The organism is Inhella gelatinilytica (assembly GCF_016093295.1).
Classification (GTDB): domain Bacteria; phylum Pseudomonadota; class Gammaproteobacteria; order Burkholderiales; family Burkholderiaceae_C; genus Inhella; species Inhella gelatinilytica.
Map to the genome: position 1 here is coordinate 139,654 of NZ_JAEDAL010000005.1, position 15,922 is coordinate 155,575.

11 protein-coding genes are annotated in these 15,922 nt (G+C 63.5%); 7 read left to right on the forward strand and 4 right to left on the reverse strand.

Features of this window, described 5'->3' with window-relative positions; translation table 11 throughout:
• Nucleotides 1-2: 2 nt before the first annotated feature.
• Nucleotides 3-1,205: a DNA polymerase IV gene (gene dinB / locus I7X43_RS11430; protein WP_198101070.1), complete on the forward strand. Its 1,203-nt coding sequence runs from the start codon at nt 3-5 to the stop codon at nt 1,203-1,205.
• A 150-nt stretch (nt 1,206-1,355) separates the two neighbouring features.
• A complete protein-coding gene (locus I7X43_RS11435) occupies nt 1,356-1,952 on the forward strand; it encodes a sensor histidine kinase (protein WP_198101071.1) in 597 nt (198 codons plus the stop codon).
• Between the two features lie 70 nt (nt 1,953-2,022).
• On the opposite strand, the gene I7X43_RS11440 is transcribed toward I7X43_RS11435, so the two are convergent.
• From I7X43_RS11440 to I7X43_RS11455, 4 genes are read right to left on the reverse strand one after another with little or no spacing between them, the layout of a single operon-like run.
• A complete protein-coding gene (locus tag I7X43_RS11440) occupies nt 2,023-4,401 on the reverse strand; it encodes a serine/threonine protein kinase (RefSeq protein WP_198101072.1) in 2,379 nt (792 codons plus the stop codon).
• 37 nt (nt 4,402-4,438) lie between these two features.
• Entirely contained in the window at nt 4,439-6,151 is a 1,713-nt protein-coding gene (locus tag I7X43_RS11445) for an HDOD domain-containing protein (RefSeq protein WP_198101073.1), read from the reverse strand.
• Between the two features lie 54 nt (nt 6,152-6,205).
• Nucleotides 6,206-10,177, reverse strand: coding sequence for an ATP-dependent RNA helicase HrpA (hrpA, locus tag I7X43_RS11450; RefSeq protein ID WP_198101074.1), 3,972 nt, complete (start codon nt 10,175-10,177; stop codon nt 6,206-6,208).
• A gap of 40 nt (nt 10,178-10,217) precedes the next feature.
• Nucleotides 10,218-10,616 carry a VOC family protein gene (locus I7X43_RS11455; protein WP_198101075.1) on the reverse strand — a complete coding sequence of 133 codons (399 nt, stop codon included), beginning with the start codon at nt 10,614-10,616 and terminating at the stop codon, nt 10,218-10,220.
• A 121-nt stretch (nt 10,617-10,737) separates the two neighbouring features.
• Here I7X43_RS11455 and argA point away from each other — a divergent pair, with 121 nt between their 5' ends.
• The 5 genes from argA (at nt 10,738) to dnaG (ending at nt 15,901) form a co-directional block, all read left to right on the forward strand.
• Entirely contained in the window at nt 10,738-12,078 is a 1,341-nt protein-coding gene (gene argA / locus I7X43_RS11460; protein ID WP_198101076.1) for an amino-acid N-acetyltransferase, read from the forward strand.
• Between the two features lie 54 nt (nt 12,079-12,132).
• Nucleotides 12,133-12,411, forward strand: a complete 279-nt coding sequence (locus I7X43_RS11465; protein ID WP_198101077.1) for an oxidative damage protection protein — start codon at nt 12,133-12,135, stop codon at nt 12,409-12,411.
• Between the two features lie 114 nt (nt 12,412-12,525).
• Nucleotides 12,526-13,557 (forward strand): extracellular solute-binding protein, encoded by a 1,032-nt coding sequence (locus I7X43_RS11470; protein WP_198101078.1) that lies wholly within the window; start codon nt 12,526-12,528, stop codon nt 13,555-13,557.
• Between the two features lie 99 nt (nt 13,558-13,656).
• Nucleotides 13,657-13,956 (forward strand): H-NS histone family protein, encoded by a 300-nt coding sequence (locus I7X43_RS11475; protein WP_198101079.1) that lies wholly within the window; start codon nt 13,657-13,659, stop codon nt 13,954-13,956.
• Between the two features lie 121 nt (nt 13,957-14,077).
• On the forward strand, nt 14,078-15,901 hold the full coding sequence (gene dnaG / locus I7X43_RS11480; protein ID WP_198101080.1) for a DNA primase: 1,824 nt from the start codon (nt 14,078-14,080) through the stop codon (nt 15,899-15,901).
• Nucleotides 15,902-15,922: the final 21 nt, after the last annotated feature.

Below are 15,922 nucleotides of genomic sequence, written 5' to 3' on the forward strand. Positions count from 1 at the left end.
GATTGACGCCCCGCTGGATCGCCCACCTCGACATGGACGCGTTCTACGCGTCCGTCGAGCTGCTGCGCTACCCGCAGCTCAAGGGCCTGCCGGTGGTCATTGGCGGTCGCCGGGAGCACCAGCCCCAGCCGGGCCCCGACGGTCAGTTGCAGTTCGCCCGTCTCAAGGACTACACCGGCCGCGGCGTCATCACCACCGCCACCTACGCCGCACGCGCTTTTGGCGTGCGATCCGGCCTGGGGTTGATGAAGGCCGCGCAGCTGTCACCCGATTGCATCCTGCTGCCGGTCGACTTCGAGGCCTACCGGGCTGCATCGCGCCGCTTCAAAGCCGCCGTCCGGGAAATCGCGCCGGTCATTGAAGATCGCGGCATCGACGAGATTTACATCGACTTGACTGAGTTGGCCGCCCAGCGGGAGGGCGTGGCCCACGATCCCCTGGGGGGGTTGAAACAGCTGGCACAGGACATCAAGAACAACGTTCGAGGGGCAACCCAACTCACCTGCTCCATTGGACTGGCGCCCAACAAGTTGCTGGCCAAGATCGCCAGTGAGTTGGACAAACCCGATGGTCTGACCCTGATTCGCCCGGAAGACCTGACCGTGCGCATTTGGCCCTTGTCGGTCCGGGCGATCAATGGCGTGGGCCCCAAGGCCGCCGAGCGCTTGGAAAGCCTGGGCATTCACACCATTGGCGCCTTGGCCGCCTGCGATCCGGCGTGGCTCATCCAACGCTTTGGCAAAGCCTATGGTGCCTGGCTGCACGAATCCGCCCATGGACGCGATGATCGGCCCGTCATCACCCACAGCGAGTCGGTATCGATCAGCCACGAGACTACCTTCGAGCGGGATTTGCATGCGGTTCGCGACAAAGCCGAGCTCGGACGCATCCTGACGTCGCTCTGTGAAGCGCTGGCCCAGGACCTGGCGAAGAAAAAACTGGCGGCCCGCACGATCGGCATCAAGCTGCGGTTCGAGGGGTTCAAGACCGTGACGCGCGATCAAACGCTGGACGCCCCGGTGTTCGAGGCCCGCGCCATCCGCCACGCGGCGGGCCTGTGCCTCAAGCGGGTGGATTTGAGCCTGCGGTTGCGGCTCATGGGCGTCCGGGCCTCGGGTCTTCAGGCAACCCCCCTGCAATCGGTCCGCTCACCGCTCGTGAAGCCGCGGCCCCGCATCAGCATCGCCGACTTGTTCGACCCTTGAGCCACCCGGCCGCCGCCGAGCTCTGATACCGTCATCCCGTCGCGTGCTCGCCCCCTTCGCCCCGCCCATGGCACGCCCCTGCCTCGCCCGGAAGTCGAGCAGTTGCTGGCCTGCGGCATTCGGGGTGAAGACTTGCCCCAGGTGGATGCCGTGTTGCATTCACCTGGACGCGTCGAGTTGCTGGAAGCGGCTCACCATTTGGCCGCGGCCATTGGGAGCGCAGCGACGATCAGTTCAGCGGTCGAGGGCGTCACCCGCATCGTTTTCGCCCTCAAAGCCTATGCGCGCCAAAGCACCCAATTGGAGGCGGTAGAGACCGATTTGGCGGCCTGCCTCGACACGGTCTTGACTCTGTACCAAAACCAGATCCGGCGCGGCATCGAGTTGGTCAAACAGATCGAGCCCGTTCCACGGATCCGGGCCCATCCCGACGAACTCAACCAGGTGTGGACCAACCTGGTCCACAACGCGCTGCAAGCGATGGGCGGCTCCGGTACCCTCACGGTGTCATTGAAATCCCGCGATGGATTCGTCGTCGTTGCCGTGGGTGATACCGGACGCGGCATTCCAGCGGAGATCCAAAGCCGCATCTTTGACCCGTTCTTCACCACCAAAGCCATGGGGGAAGGCAGCGGCTTGGGCCTCAACACCGCCAAGGCCATTGTCGAAAAGCACCGGGGGCAGATTCAGTTCACCAGCCAACCGGGCCGGGGCACCGTGTTCTCGGTCAGTTTGCCGCTGCCGTAAGCGTCACGCCGCCCCGACCGACGAGGTAGCGAAGGGGCGCCGCCGGGGAGCCCCCCGCTCGACAAAACCTTCAGGCCCCACCCGCCTGCCGAAAGGCCATCACCGCCTGGTTGCGCAGCGTGCGCAGCAAGGACAGCTCCTTCTCGTCCAGCTCGATCGAACCGGCCTGAGCGCGGTCGGCATAGATCATGGCGAACGGCGCCCCTTTGACCATCAAGGGCAAGACCAGGAAGCTGCCTGCAGCGAACTGGCGACGCCACCACTCGGGCAGGCGCTGGGCCACCGTGCCGTGGGTGGTGTCGCTGATGAGGGTGTCCACACCTTTGAGGCAAACCGCCGCAAACAGATCCGGCGCCAGGCCCGGCGCTGGCTTCAACGGCACCTTGAATTGGGGCGTCAGGCTTTCGATGCCCTCGCCCATCCCAAATCGGCCCACCAGGGTGTCCGTACGGGCATCGCGCAACACAAAGAGCACCCGGCGCAGGTCCAGCGCGCGGTACATGGTTTCCAAAATCATGCGCAGTACCGAGCCCAGGTCATTGCTTTCGACCATCGCATCGGTGATGTCCTGAATGCCCGCCGCCAAATGCTGGGCGGCTTTTTCGCGCGCGTTGGCCGGCTCTTCATGAATCACTTTGGTGTCCATGACCAAAGTGGCCATTTCAGCGGCGGCCATGCCAGAACCATCCGCGGCCTCAACGGGCGGGGGCGCAATCAAGCGCTGCTCGGGCGCCCGCTTGTCGATGCGCAGCTCCATCACCTCGACCAAATCAGCCAGCCGCTGCTTGGCCTGACCACAGGCTTCCTCAAACACCTTGCCGCTGAGTCGCAAGGCCTTGCTGCTGGATTCGGCCAACTGGGCGAGCTTGGACTGCACCCGCTCGGGTTCGGTGTGCAACATGGTGTCCGCCGCATCGTTGGCCAGGCGCCCCATCCAGCGTTGGCGCTCCACGGGCACCTCCAGCGGCCGATCCGGCGGCTCGCCATTGGGTTTGCGCATGGCTTGCGTGAGGCCGTCGGGCATGCCCCAGCGTTTGGCCACTGCCGCACCCAGTTCTTCGTAGGAGATACCCAGGGCCCGCGTGCTGGCCGTGGCCTCGCTCACCGGGGCCTGCGTCCCTTGGGCATCGCGCACCGTGCGGCGGACCTGCTGCGCCTCCTCGGGGAAATAGAACTCGGTCAGCATGCGCCCCAGGTTTTGGAACAGCGCCACAACGAACATCTCTTCGGCCTCCCGCGGCCGGTCCATCAGTTCCCGCGCCAAACTTCCTGCCATCAGGCTGCGCACAAATTCCGTCTTGAGTTGCGCCGCATGGGCGCGGTTCTCCATACGTTCCAGCAAGACCAAGGACAAGGCCAAGCTGCGAACCCCTCCAAAGCCCACCAAGGCCACCGCGCGGCTCACGGTGCTGATGTTTCCGCCCCCTGCATGCCGGAACTGGGCGGTATTGACCAAGCGCAGCAGCTTTTGGGTGAGCGCGACGTCTTTCAGAATCTCATTCGCAAATCCCGACAGACTTTCGGTTTCCGAATGCGCCAGCCGTTGAATGCGCTCAATCGACGCCGACAGGCCCGGAAAGTCGGCCTTGGCTCGCATGCGTCGCAACAGAAACTCGAGCGCCGCCGCCCCGGCCTCCTTATCGCCTTCACCTTGATCCTCTTGGGGAACGTGAAGCCAGTGCGTCAAGGCGTCACGCATCGCCGCGGCGCTGTCCCAGCGCTTGGACGGGTCCCGCGCCATGCCCCGCTGAACGATGGCCCGCAGCGCATCGTCCATGTCGGCGTGCTTGACCTCGGGCAGTTCAAAGTCCTCGTCCAAGGTTCGGCGCAGGCTGCGCATGGCATTGCTGTCGCCATTGATGCGTCGGCCGCTGAGCAACTCTGCCAACATCATGGCGGCCGCGTATACATCCATGCGCGGCTGCGGCGCCTCACCCCGAGCCGCCTCCGGGGAGATGTAGCCCGGTGTGCCAACGATCCGAGCCTCCGAGTGATCGGTCGCCCTTGCGGCAATCCCAAAGTCTGTCACTCGCGGATGTTGCTGGGGGTCGAGCAGCACATTGCCCGGCTTCAGATCACGGTGCACGACACCGGCGGCATGCGCACAGGCCAGCGCATCCAAGATCTGAATCATCAACTCCACCGCACGTCGAGGGGCTTGCGGGCCTTCACTCATCAAGCGGGTCAGCGTGCCCCCCCGGACCAACTCAAAGACCAGGGCCGGCTGTCCGTCAAAGCGATCGGCCTCGAAGACGGGCACGATCCCGGGATGGTTCAGACGGCTGACAGCGCGCCCTTCGTGCAACCAGGTGTTGACGTCGGCGTCCTCCGCGGTGAGCACTTTCAGCGCCACTTCGCGGTCCAAGCGCGGGTCATGCGCCAACCACACAGTGGCTTGGGCCCCTTCACCCAACTTGCGCACCAACTTGAACCGCCCCAGTGTTGCCATGCCTCCCCCGTCTTCTTGTTCTCGACTCTAACGCCGCCTAGGCCAAGGTGTGCTGGATGGAGGCCTGCGCCGACTCCGGATAAACCGCCATGTGGACGACCTCCAAGCTCAGGCCCACCGTCCTGGCATAGCGGCGGGTGATCAGCTCCAAACCAATGCGGCGTCGCTTCAAATCCCGCTGAGCCAGGAGCGTGACCAACTCGTTGGCCATGGCGCAGATGAGCCGCAAACCGTCCAAATCTCCGCTGCCATGGGGTACGGGCTGCTCGGGGTCAGGGCGCCGAATCAACTGGGCAAACTCGTCCCCCAGGCCCCACGCGCGTAGCGCAGCCACCCCCAAGTCATCCAGCTCACACCCCAGCACGGCGAACGCGGCTTGGCGCTCACTCAACCCGCGCGGACTCGGCACGGCTTCGGTGGGTTCCGGCGCGACTTGAAGGCGGTCTATTTGCTCGCTCTCGTCCGGCATGTGGTAGCTCGCTAGCAAGCGCCCCAAGTTTTGCCCCAATGCCGTCAGGCGCAGCATGTCTGGGTCATAGCCCCGTGGAGCCAGACGCTCGGCAATCTCCGCCGCTTTGTGCGCCCGCGCCACAGCTAGGCGCAAGCTCACCACCCGCTCCGGCGCCAACAAGCCGGGCCAGGGTCTCAGCGCTTGCGCAGCTGCGGACAGCTCTTTCAACCCGATCAGGGCCAACGCCTTTCCCACATTCAGAATGGCGCTGTAGCCGCTGCCGCCCTCCCGTCGACGGGCGAGATTCACACGGCGCAGCACCTCCAAGCTCAGCGCCAGGTCTTGCATTACCAGACCCGTCAATTCACCGACATGGCGCCCTTCCAATCCCCCGGCCTGAATGCTCTTGAGCGCCTCCGGCCGCGTCACCGGCAAGCCGCCATAGCGCGTCAACCGGTCCAAGAGCCGCGCCACGGAGCCCCCTTCCGGGTTCTGGGCGCGCTCGCGCCAGCCTTCCAGCGCCCGCGCAAATGCCCATGCCTGCAAATACCGGTGCGTGGGCTGAGTGGCCGTGCTGCGATTCAAAATAGCCCGCAGCGCATCGTCAACCGGGTGGGTGCTTTCGAATCCGAGACGAACGATTTCCGGCCCGTGGGGAGGCATGCGCAGCAGGGTTTCGCGTGTGTCCGTGCACTCCAGCGGCGCCCGTCCGCCCACCAGTCGGTTGGCGAGCAAGCCCACACACAGCACGTCTTCCAGGGCTTCGCCCTGGCGGCGACGCCGCGCTTCAGCGCTCTCCTCCCACTGGGCCCCCAGCAGCCCCAGGCCGAGCACAAAGGCCCGCCCCTCGTCCCCCAGAACGACCGTAAAGGGCTGCAGATCGCCATGCGTGAAGCCGGCGTCATGAACAATCCCCAGCGCCTGCAACAGACGCTCGAGCCAGCGAGACGCCTCAACCCCGGTGGGGGCTTTGTGACTGACCAGCCATTCAGTCAAGGTCTGACCCAGGCTGCGGGCATAGGCCAAATAGGGCAGACCATCCGCAAAGCCGGTATCGGCCGGCGTCGGCAAGCCCGGGTGCTCCAGTCGCGTCGCCTGCCGGGCCGCAGCCAGCCAGGCACCCGGATCAACCGGCCGATGGCGGGGCAAAACCAACAGCAAGTCCTGCCGGTTCCGTGAGTCGGCCACCTGCCACACCATGCTGCGTTCGCTCTTGCCAAGCAAGCGGCGCAGTTCAAACGGCCCGAGTAGACGCGGGGCCGGTGGGGGCGATGCTGAAGGGCTTGAGGAGTCCACCATGAAGACGAATTAAACACTGGCCACCAGCGGTCACTTGCAGCGAAGAAGCAAGGATCAACCCTGCATCTGCTGCCAAACCTTTTCGAGCCGCTTGACAGACACCGGCTGCGGCGTCCGCAGCTCCTGGGCAAACAGGCTGACCCGCAGTTCTTCGAGTTGCCAGCGGAATTCGTCCAAGCGCGGATCGGGCGTGCCTCGGCGCTCTGCGACGCGGCGCTGCCAGCGCTGCTCCAGCGGGCGCAGTTCGCTGAGGAGTCGGGCATCGCGCTCCAAGTCGGCTCGGCACTTGTCCAGCCGCACTTGGATGGCCTTGAGGTAGCGAGCGAAGTGTTGAAGCTGGGCCCACGGCGTTCGCACCAAAAATTGTTTAGGCAGGAGGCGGTCCAGCTGGGACTGGATGTCCTCCGCCACCTCTTTGGGCGCCCGGGCATCCTTCAGTTTTCGCAGCGTGGCCTGGAACTCGACCAACACGGTCCCAGCCAAGCGCACCACTTCCTGGGCGATGAGCACCAAGCGGGGCCGCCCTTCGTTCATCCGGGTCTGGAACTCCGCGGCGGTGGTGGGCAGCGGGTCGGCTGCAAAGGCCCGGTCCAAAGCCAAGTTGAGTACCTGGGCACGCAATTCCTCCACCGTACCCAAGCTCATAAACGCCACGCCGAGCTTCAAGAAGTCGGCGCCCAGGTTCTTCTCCAGCCCCTTGAGCGGCTCTTTCAACTGCAAGGCAAACAGCCGCAGGAGCCCGTGCCGATGCAAGGCCTGCGCCGACTCGGGTTCATCAAACACTTCGATTTCGACGTGACTGCCCTTGTCGATTAGCGCCGGGAAGCCAATCAAGCTTTGGCTGCCGCGCCGGATCTCCAAGAGCTCCGGCAGTTCACCAAAGGACCAATCGGTATAGCGCGGCGTGCCCTCCACCGGCGCGGGCGCGGCAGGGGCGTGCCCACTGGACGCCTTGCTTGGCGCACCCTGGGATCGCGCATCGGTCAAGGGCGCGGACGGCTGGGCCGCCTGAGCCGCGTTCGAAGCGAGTTTCAAGGCCGCCAGGGCCTGAAAACTCGACCGGGCCAAGCCACTGAACTCGGCTTTCAAGGCAGCCAAATGACGCCCCATGCCCAGCTGGCGGCCATGTTCGTCCACGATCCGCAGGTTCATGAACAGGTGGGGGCTCAACAGCTCGAGCTTGAAGTCCGCTCGCGTCAGGGGCAGCTGCACGCGCTGTTTGATCGCGGCCAACAAGCCGTCGATCAGCGAGCCCTCACCAAAAGGAGTGGCGGCAACAAACTCGGTGACAAACGCCGGAACCGGTGCCAATCGGGCACGGGGTTTCTGCGGCAGCGCCTTGATGAGGGCGGTGACCTTGGCCTCCACCAAGCCGGGTACCAACCACTCGCAAGCCGCATCGCTCACCGGGTTGAGGGCAAACACCGGGATCGTGACCGTCAGCCCATCGCGCGCGTCACCCGGATCGTGCAGGTATTCGCAGCGGCAATCCACGCCACCCAGGCGCAGCATCTTGGGAAAGGCATCGCTGGTGATGCCCGCCGCCTCATGACGCATCAAGTCTTCACGGCTGAAGTGCAGCAGCTTGGGCGCCTCCTTCACCGCTGAGCGATACCAGCGCTCCAACGTGGCCGTCGAACATACAAAGTCAGGGATGTGCGCGTCGTAGAACAGGTAGATCAATTCATCGTCCACCAGGACGTCTTGCCGACGGGCCTTGTGCTCCAGGCGCTCGACCTCGGCCACGCGCTTGGCGTTGTGGGCCAAGAACGGCAAGTCCGATTCCATCTCGCCAGCCACCAGCCCATCCCGGATGAAAATTTCTCGGGCTTTTGCAGCGTCCAGGCGGCCGAAATTCACCCGTTTGCCTTGGTACAGCGTCAGTCCATAGAGCGTTCCCCGCTCCAGCGCCACCACTTCGCCAGCCTTTTTCTCCCAGTGCGGCTCCGACAGCGAGGTCTTGAGCAAATGCCCGCATTGCGCGAGCACCCAGGCCGGGTCGATGTTGGCGAGCCCGCGACCCCACAGGCGTGAAGTCTCCACGAGCTCCGACGCCAACACCCAGCGCCCCGGCTTCTTGCTCAGGTGGGCGCCCGGCCAGGGCCAAAATTTGATACCCCGGGCCCCAACGTACGCATTGGTGTCTTCGGTCTCGCTTTTCAGGCCGATATTCCCGAGCAAGCCGGCGAGCAGGGCCCTGTGAAGCTGCTCATACGTGGCTTCGCTTTCATTGAGGCGCCAGCCCTGCTCCGCCACCACGCTGTGGAGCTGCTGGTGAATGTCACGCCATTCCCGCACCCGCCGTGGGTTGATGAAATGCTCTCGCAGCAGGGCTTCGTGCTTGCGGTGGCTGAGCTTGTGTTGCCCCTCACCCCCTCGAGAGGTTTCCAGCCACTTCCACAGTTTGAGCAAGCCCGTGAATTCGCTCTTTTCGTCGTCAAAGGGCTTGTGCTTGGCATCCGCCTGGCTGGCGCTCTCGGGTGGGCGGTCACGGACATCCTGGCTGCTCAGGCTGGACGCAATGATCAGCATTTCGGTCAGCGCTTGGCTGTCTCGAGCGGCCAGCAACATGCGCCCCACCCGCGGGTCCAGCGGCAGCTTGGCCAATTGCAAGCCGATGTCTGTGAGCTCGTTCTTCTCGTCGACGGCGCCCAGTTCGGCCAACAATTGATAGCCGTCCGCGATGGCCTTCCCCGGTGGCGCCTCCAGGAAGGGGAAATCCTCCACAGCGCCCAGGCCCAGGGACTTCATCCGAAGAATCACCCCAGCCAGTGAGCTGCGCAGGATTTCGGGGTCGGTGAAACGCGCCCGTTGGGCGAACTCTTGTTCACCATAGAGGCGCACGCAAATGCCGTTGGAGACCCGACCGCAGCGGCCCGCCCGCTGGTTGGCCGCAGCTTGGCTGATCGGCTCGATCTGCAGCTGCTCGACCTTGTTGCGGTAGCTGTAGCGTTTAACCCGCGCCGTCCCCGCGTCAATGACGAACCGAATGCCCGGAACCGTCAACGAGGTCTCTGCCACATTGGTGGCCAGGACGATGCGTGGGGCGCCATGGGGCTGGAAAATCTTGTCCTGATCTTGCTGGCTTAGTCGGGCAAAGAGCGGCAAAACGTCCACACCCGGCGGATGATGACCTCGCAGGGTCTCGGCCACTTCGCGAATTTCACGCTCCCCCGGCAGGAACACCAAGCAGTCGCCGGGACCGCTGCGCCACAGCTCATCCACGGCATCGCGGATGGCATCGGCCAGGCCGTAATCCTTCTTTTCCTCGAAGGGTCGCCACCGCTGCTCCACGGGGTACAAGCGCCCACTGACTTGTATGACCGGTGCTGGGCCCCGCTTGGACTCGAAATGGCGGGCGAACCGCTCGGCGTCGATGGTGGCGGAGGTCACCACAATCTTCAGATCGGGTCGGCGCGGCAGGATGTTCTTGAGGTATCCCAGCAAGAAATCGATATTGAGGCTGCGCTCATGAGCCTCGTCAATGATGAGCGTGTCGTAGCGTTTGAGCAGCGGATCGGTTTGCGTCTCAGCCAGCAAGATGCCGTCGGTCATCAGCTTCACCGACGCGCCGGGCTGCAGTCGGTCGTTGAAGCGGATCTTGTAGCCCACCACCTCACCCAAGGGCGAGTTCAACTCTTCGGCGATTCGCTTGGCCACGCTCGTGGCCGCCAGTCGGCGCGGCTGGGTGTGGCCAATCAACCGCCCCCCATTGCCCGTGCCCCGGCCCAAAGCCAGTGCAATCTTGGGCAACTGCGTGGTCTTCCCCGAGCCGGTTTCACCGCACACGATGACCACCTGATGGCTGCGCAGGGCTGCCGCGATTTCCTCCCTGCGGCCGCTGACCGGCAGCGATTCCGGGAAGGAAATCGGCGGGATGGGCGTCGCAGGGGCAGCCGGCCGGCGCTCAGCGCCGCTGCGGGGTTCGGTCGCGCGGGGGAGCGCCGACTGGGCCTCCAGTTTGGGGCGGCGTTCAACGGAAACAGCCGGCGGGGCGCGCCGGCTGTGGGGCTTGTCGTCATTCATGGCAGGCGCATTGTCCCGCCTCTGACGCCCGGGAAGGGGGTCAGCTTTGGGGGCTGTAAGCAATGACCTGGAACACCGCCCCCTGCGGATCCTGCAGGACGGCCATCCGTCCGACATTGGGAATGTCAAATGGCGGCGCCAGCACTTTGCCGCCCAATTTCTCGGCCTGCGCGGCCGTGGCATCAGCGTCCGCCACGGTCACATATGTGCCCCAACTGGGCGGCATGTCCTCACAGCCCGGCTGGGGCGCCATCAGGCCACCAATAGGGGCCTCGCCCACTTGGATGAGGTGATACGGGCCAGACCCCATATCCAGGGTCTGAAAGGTCCACCCCAGCAGGCCGCCATAGAACTCGCAGGCCGCTGCGGGGTTCGGCGTCGTCAACTCGTTCCAACTGAAAGCACCCGGCGTGGCGTAAATGTCTTTGAAGTCCTTCATGGGCAAGCCTCAAATGAATGGCAGAAGGCATGGATGCTGTCACGGGGAATCTCTGTCGAAAAGAGGCCAAACGTCATGCCGCACAATGGTTACCCCACCCCTTTCTTGTTGAGTTCGGCGCATGAGCCTGGTGTTTCCCCACACTTTCGTTCCCTGGTTTCGCGCGGTCGCGCCCTATATCCACGCCTACCGGGGGGAAACCTTTGTGGTGGGCATGGCGGGGGAAATGATTGCCGCCGGGAAACTCAACGTGTTCGCGCAAGATTTGGCGTTGATGCATGCCATGGGGATCCGGATCGTGCTGGTCCATGGCTTTCGTCCGCAGGTGGACGAGCAGTTGCGACTAAAAAATCACCCTGCGCGGCACTATCGCGGGCAGCGCATCACTGACGCCATCGCCTTGGACTGCGCTCAGGAGGCAGCCGGGCAGCTGCGCTTTGAGATTGAGGCCGCGTTCAGTCAGGGGCTGCCCAACACCCCCATGGCCAATGCGACGCTGCGGGTGGTTTCGGGCAATTTTTTGACAGCCAAGCCCATCGGGATCATCGATGGCATCGACCACGAGCACAGCGGCTACGTGCGACGGGTCGAGGGCGTGGCCATTCAGCGCGCGCTGGACTCGGGGGCCATCGTGCTGCTGTCTCCCTTCGGTTTTTCGCCGACCGGTGAGGCCTTCAATCTGGCCATGGAGGATGTTGCGACCCAGACGGCCATCGCCTTGCAAGCCGACAAGCTAATCTTCATGACCGAAACCCCCGGCATTCACGAACAGCCGGATGACCCGTCCAGCGCCGTGGACACTGAGCTGGCTCTGGCCGACGCCGAGCGGCTGCTCGCACGTTGGCCCGAGCCGGCCTTGCCCACCGACCCCGGCTTTTATTTGCGCCACTGCGTGAAGGCCTGTCGTGCGGGGGTGGATCGCTCCCACATCCTGCCCTTCATTGTGGACGGCGCCCTGCTGCAAGAGGTGTACACCCACGATGGCATTGGCACCATGGTGGTCGATGAGAAGCTTGAAAGCCTGCGGGAGGCCAACAGCGACGATGTCTCGTCCATCATTGCGCTGATCGAACCCTTCGAGCGCGAAGGGGTCTTGGTGAAGCGCGACCGTACAGAAATCGAACGCGATGTCGAGCTGTACACGGTGATCGAGCACGATGGCGTGATCTTTGGCTGCGCGGCGCTCTACCCCTACGTGGAAGCCGGCACCGCCGAGATGGCCGCCCTGACCGTCAGCCCCCAGTCGCAATCGCAAGGTGACGGCGAACGCCTGCTCAAACGCGTCGAACAACGCGCCAAGGCGCAGGGTCTGAAATCCATCTTTGTCCTGACCACTCGCACCATGCATTGGTTCATCAAGCGGGGCTTTCAAGTCGTCGACCCCGAGTGGTTACCCGAAGAACGCAAGCGCAAATACAACTGGGACCGTCGATCCCAAGTCCTGGTCAAACACCTGGTTTGATCCAGCCGCTACAGTCGCGCCCGTTTCAATGTCCCGTGAAGGCAGGAGGTCCCCATGGCCCGCACCGTTCAATGCGTTTATTTGAAAAAAGAGGCTGAGGGCCTCGACTTTCCGCCTTACCCCGCGCACACCCCGTTGGGCCAGCGGATCTGGAATGAGGTCAGCAAGGAGGCGTGGGGGGCCTGGGTCAAGCACCAGACTATGCTGGTCAACGAAAACCGGCTGAACTTGGCGGACCAGCGCGCCCGGCAGTACCTCGCCCGGCAAATGGAGCAATTTCTTTTTGACGGGGGTGCGGAAGCGCCCGCTGGCTACGTTCCACCCGCAGCCTGAGCGCACGCCAGGTGCCGAAGGCGGAGCAAAAAGTAGAGTTTGAGTTAACGCAAACGCGAACAATTCTTATTTGATAAACTTCAGGGCATCGCATCCCGCCGCTTTGGAGTTTTCATGCTTCGCGCTACCGCCCACCTCACCGCCCTGCTTGCCCTTGCCGCATCGGCTCATGCTCAGGACACGGTTCTCAATCTGTACTCTGCCCGTCACTACCAGACGGATGAGGCGCTCTACGCCAATTTCACCAAGGCCACGGGCATCAAGATCAACCGCATTGAAGCGGACGACGCTGGCATCCTTCAGCGCCTGAAAACCGAAGGGGCCGCCGGCCCGGCGGACGTGATCCTGCTCGTGGACGCCGCGCGACTGGACCAGGCGGAACGCGATGGCCTGTTTCAACCCTTCAAGTCAGCCGTTCTTGACCAGCGCATCCCGGTTCAGTACCGGGCAACCGCCAGTGCCCAAGGCAGCGCGTGGTATGGCTACTCCACCCGCGCCCGCCTGATTGTGTTCAACAAAGCGGCGGTCAAGCGCGAGGATGTCACCCGCTACGAAGATCTGGCCGACCCCAAACTCAGGGGCAAGGTCTGCACCCGCTCCGGCTCGCATCCCTACAACCTGTCGCTGTTTTCTAGCTTGCATGAGCGAATGGGCGAAGTTGCCGTCGAAAAGTGGCTGAGCGGCGTTGTGACCAATATGGCCCGAGCCCCCAAAGGGGGAGATACCGATCAGATCAAAGCCGTCGCCAGCGGCGAATGTCAGGTGGCGCTGACCAACAGCTATTACTTGGCACGCCTGATGCTCTCCAAGAAACCCGAGGATCAAGCGGTGGTCGACCAGATTGGGTATGTCATGCCCAACCAGCGCGACCAAGGTACCCACATGAACATTGCTGGCGGTGCCATGGCGCGCCACGCCAAAAATCGAGACGCGGCCCAGCGTTTTTTGGAATATTTGGCCAGTGATGCCGCGCAGCGGTATTTTGCCGAGGGCAACAACGAGTGGCCGGTGGTGAATGCTGTGCGCACCGAAAACCCGGCATTGCGTGCCATTGGTGAATTCAAGACAGAATCCATTCCATTGGCCCGAGTTGCCGCCCACCTCGGAAACGTTCAGAAAATGCTGGACCGCGTTGGGTATAAGTAACTATCCGCCATTGCCCGAATTCAATTCTTGGTTATGATGCGCCCGACGCTGTGAAGTTATGCGGCGGATTTCATACCGACAACCAGCCGAGGTGGCAACGTGGCAACCCTCCAAGAATTGATGGCGCAACGCGCCGCTTTGGATCAGCAGATTGCGGAAACCAAAGACCGTGAACGCAGCGATGCCCTCGCAAAAGTTCGCACCCTGATGTCTGAATATGGTTTGACCGTGGCCGATCTGGCGGCTCCGCGTCGAGGCCCCGTCAAGGGCCAGTCCAAGGTCGCGGCGAAATATCGCAACCAAGCCACGGGCGAGACCTGGAGTGGCCGAGGGTTGCAGCCCAAATGGCTCAAGGCGGCATTGGCCGGCGGCGCCAAGTTGGAAGATTTTTCGGTTTAATCGACCTCGCCGCCCAGGCGGCGAAGCACAAATGTTCGACAAGGCGGCACCGAGCCGCCATGACACCTGCCGCTCGTGCTGAGTCGCAGGTGTTTTTCTATTTGGCGCCTACACTGACAGCGTGATCCCGCCCGAGTTCGTTCAGCAACTGTTGAGCCGCCTGGACATTGTCGAGGTGGTGGGCGCCCACATCAGCCTGAAAAAGTCTGGGGCCAGCTACAAAGGCCTGTGCCCTTTTCACGGCGAAAAAACCCCGAGTTTTCACGTCAGCGCCACGCGTCAAACCTATCACTGTTTTGGTTGTGGGGTTCATGGCGACGCCATTCGTTTCCTTTGCGATCACCTGGGCCTTTCTTTCATCGAAGCGGTTCAAGACCTTTCTCGGCGCGTGGGCCTGGACGTGCCCGACGATCGACGGTCCGCTGAGGAGCGCGAGCAGGCACAAAAAAAGAAGGCTGAACAGCGCGACCTGTCCGAACTTTTGGATCAGGCAGCCAGTTATTACCGACAGCAGCTCAAAACAGCGCCGGCCGCCATCGAATACTTAAAGGGACGGGGCCTGAGCGGCGTCATCGCTGCCCAGTTCGGGTTGGGGTATGCCCCGAAAGGATGGCGTGGGCTTTCACGTTGTTTTTCGGACTATGCCGACGCCCAACTCGAGGCGGCGGGTTTGGTCATCGTCAGTGAGGATCGCAAAGACGAGGACGGGGCGCCCCGGCGGTACGACCGGTTTCGCGATCGGGTCATGTTTCCAATTCGCAATGTCGCGGGCGCGGTCATCGGGTTTGGTGGACGGGTTCTGGACCATGGCGAGCCGAAATACCTGAATTCCCCCGAGACCCCGGTGTTTATCAAGGGGCAAGAGCTCTATGGACTTTATGAGGCGCGCGCGGCCATTCGCCGGGCGGGCTATGCCCTGGTGGTCGAGGGCTATATGGACGTTGTTGCTCTGGCCCAATTTGGCATTGGGCAGGCCGTCGCCACCCTGGGGACCGCCTGCTCGGTTGAGCACGTTCACAAACTTTTTCGCTTTACCGATCAAATCGTCTTTAGCTTTGATGGCGATGCGGCCGGGCGCAAGGCCGCGGAACGGGCGCTGACGGCCGCCCTTCCCCACCTCACGGCGACCCGTCAAGTCCGGTTTTTGTTCTTGCCCCCCGAGCACGACCCCGATTCGTTCGTGCGAGCGGAGGGGCGTGAAGCGTTCGAGCGGGCCTCGGCTGACGCGATGCCCCTGTCCAGTTTTCTGATCGAAGTGGCGAGCCATCAATGCCGCCTGGACACACCCGAGGGCCGCGCCCGCTTTTTGCAGCAAGCCCAATCTCTGTGGTCCCCCCTGCCCGAAGGCGGGCTCAAACAGCAAATGGCGGGTGAATTGGCCCACCGCGCCAAGCTCTCCAAGGAGGAGTTGCTGAGTCAGTGGCAAGGCTTCGCGGCGGTTCCGGAGCGAAACGCCCCGCCTGAATCACCCGTGCCGGGCGGGGCCAATCCCAACGCCCGAGAAACCCGATGGTTGCCCCGCAAGGATCGCAAGGCCGCGCCAGGCAAGCTTCAGCCCCTTTCGCCCCCGTCCCCCGAAGACCGACTGGTTCGCGCCATGCTGGTCAACGCAGCAGCCTGGGCCCAACTCAGCACAGAGACCCACACGCAGCTGACTGACCGCCCCGGGCCCCATGCCGCTGTGCTGGCGTGGCTGGATCGACAAACCACGGAGCACGGCCCCTTGGCCTGGGCTGAGCTGCGCGCCCGCCTTGCAGAGGACCCGGAGTGCACGGTCTGGCTTCAGCAGCGTCCCGCGCTCGCCCTTGAGCATTTGGACGAAGCCGCGAGTCTGGACTGGCCAGCCGACGAATTGCAGCGCCTCGTTCAAGCCGTGCTGCAGAGCCGGCTGGATCTCACCGCCATCTTGGGCCGCCCCGCCGCCAAGCTGCGCTTGGACACGTGAAGCACCTTTAAATTGGCCAGT

Excerpts from the sequence above, each read along its gene's own strand:
- I7X43_RS11470 (WP_198101078.1), top strand. The coding sequence starts at position 12,526 with ATGCTTCGCGCTACCGCCCACCTCACCGCCCTGCTTGCCCTTGCCGCA.
- I7X43_RS11440 (WP_198101072.1), bottom strand. The coding sequence starts at position 4,401 with ATGGCAACACTGGGGCGGTTCAAGTTGGTGCGCAAGTTGGGTGAAGGG.
- I7X43_RS11445 (WP_198101073.1), bottom strand. The coding sequence starts at position 6,151 with ATGGTGGACTCCTCAAGCCCTTCAGCATCGCCCCCACCGGCCCCGCGT.
- I7X43_RS11455 (WP_198101075.1), bottom strand. The coding sequence starts at position 10,616 with ATGAAGGACTTCAAAGACATTTACGCCACGCCGGGTGCTTTCAGTTGG.
- hrpA (WP_198101074.1), bottom strand. The coding sequence starts at position 10,177 with ATGAATGACGACAAGCCCCACAGCCGGCGCGCCCCGCCGGCTGTTTCC.
- argA (WP_198101076.1), top strand. The coding sequence starts at position 10,738 with ATGAGCCTGGTGTTTCCCCACACTTTCGTTCCCTGGTTTCGCGCGGTC.
- I7X43_RS11465 (WP_198101077.1), top strand. The coding sequence starts at position 12,133 with ATGGCCCGCACCGTTCAATGCGTTTATTTGAAAAAAGAGGCTGAGGGC.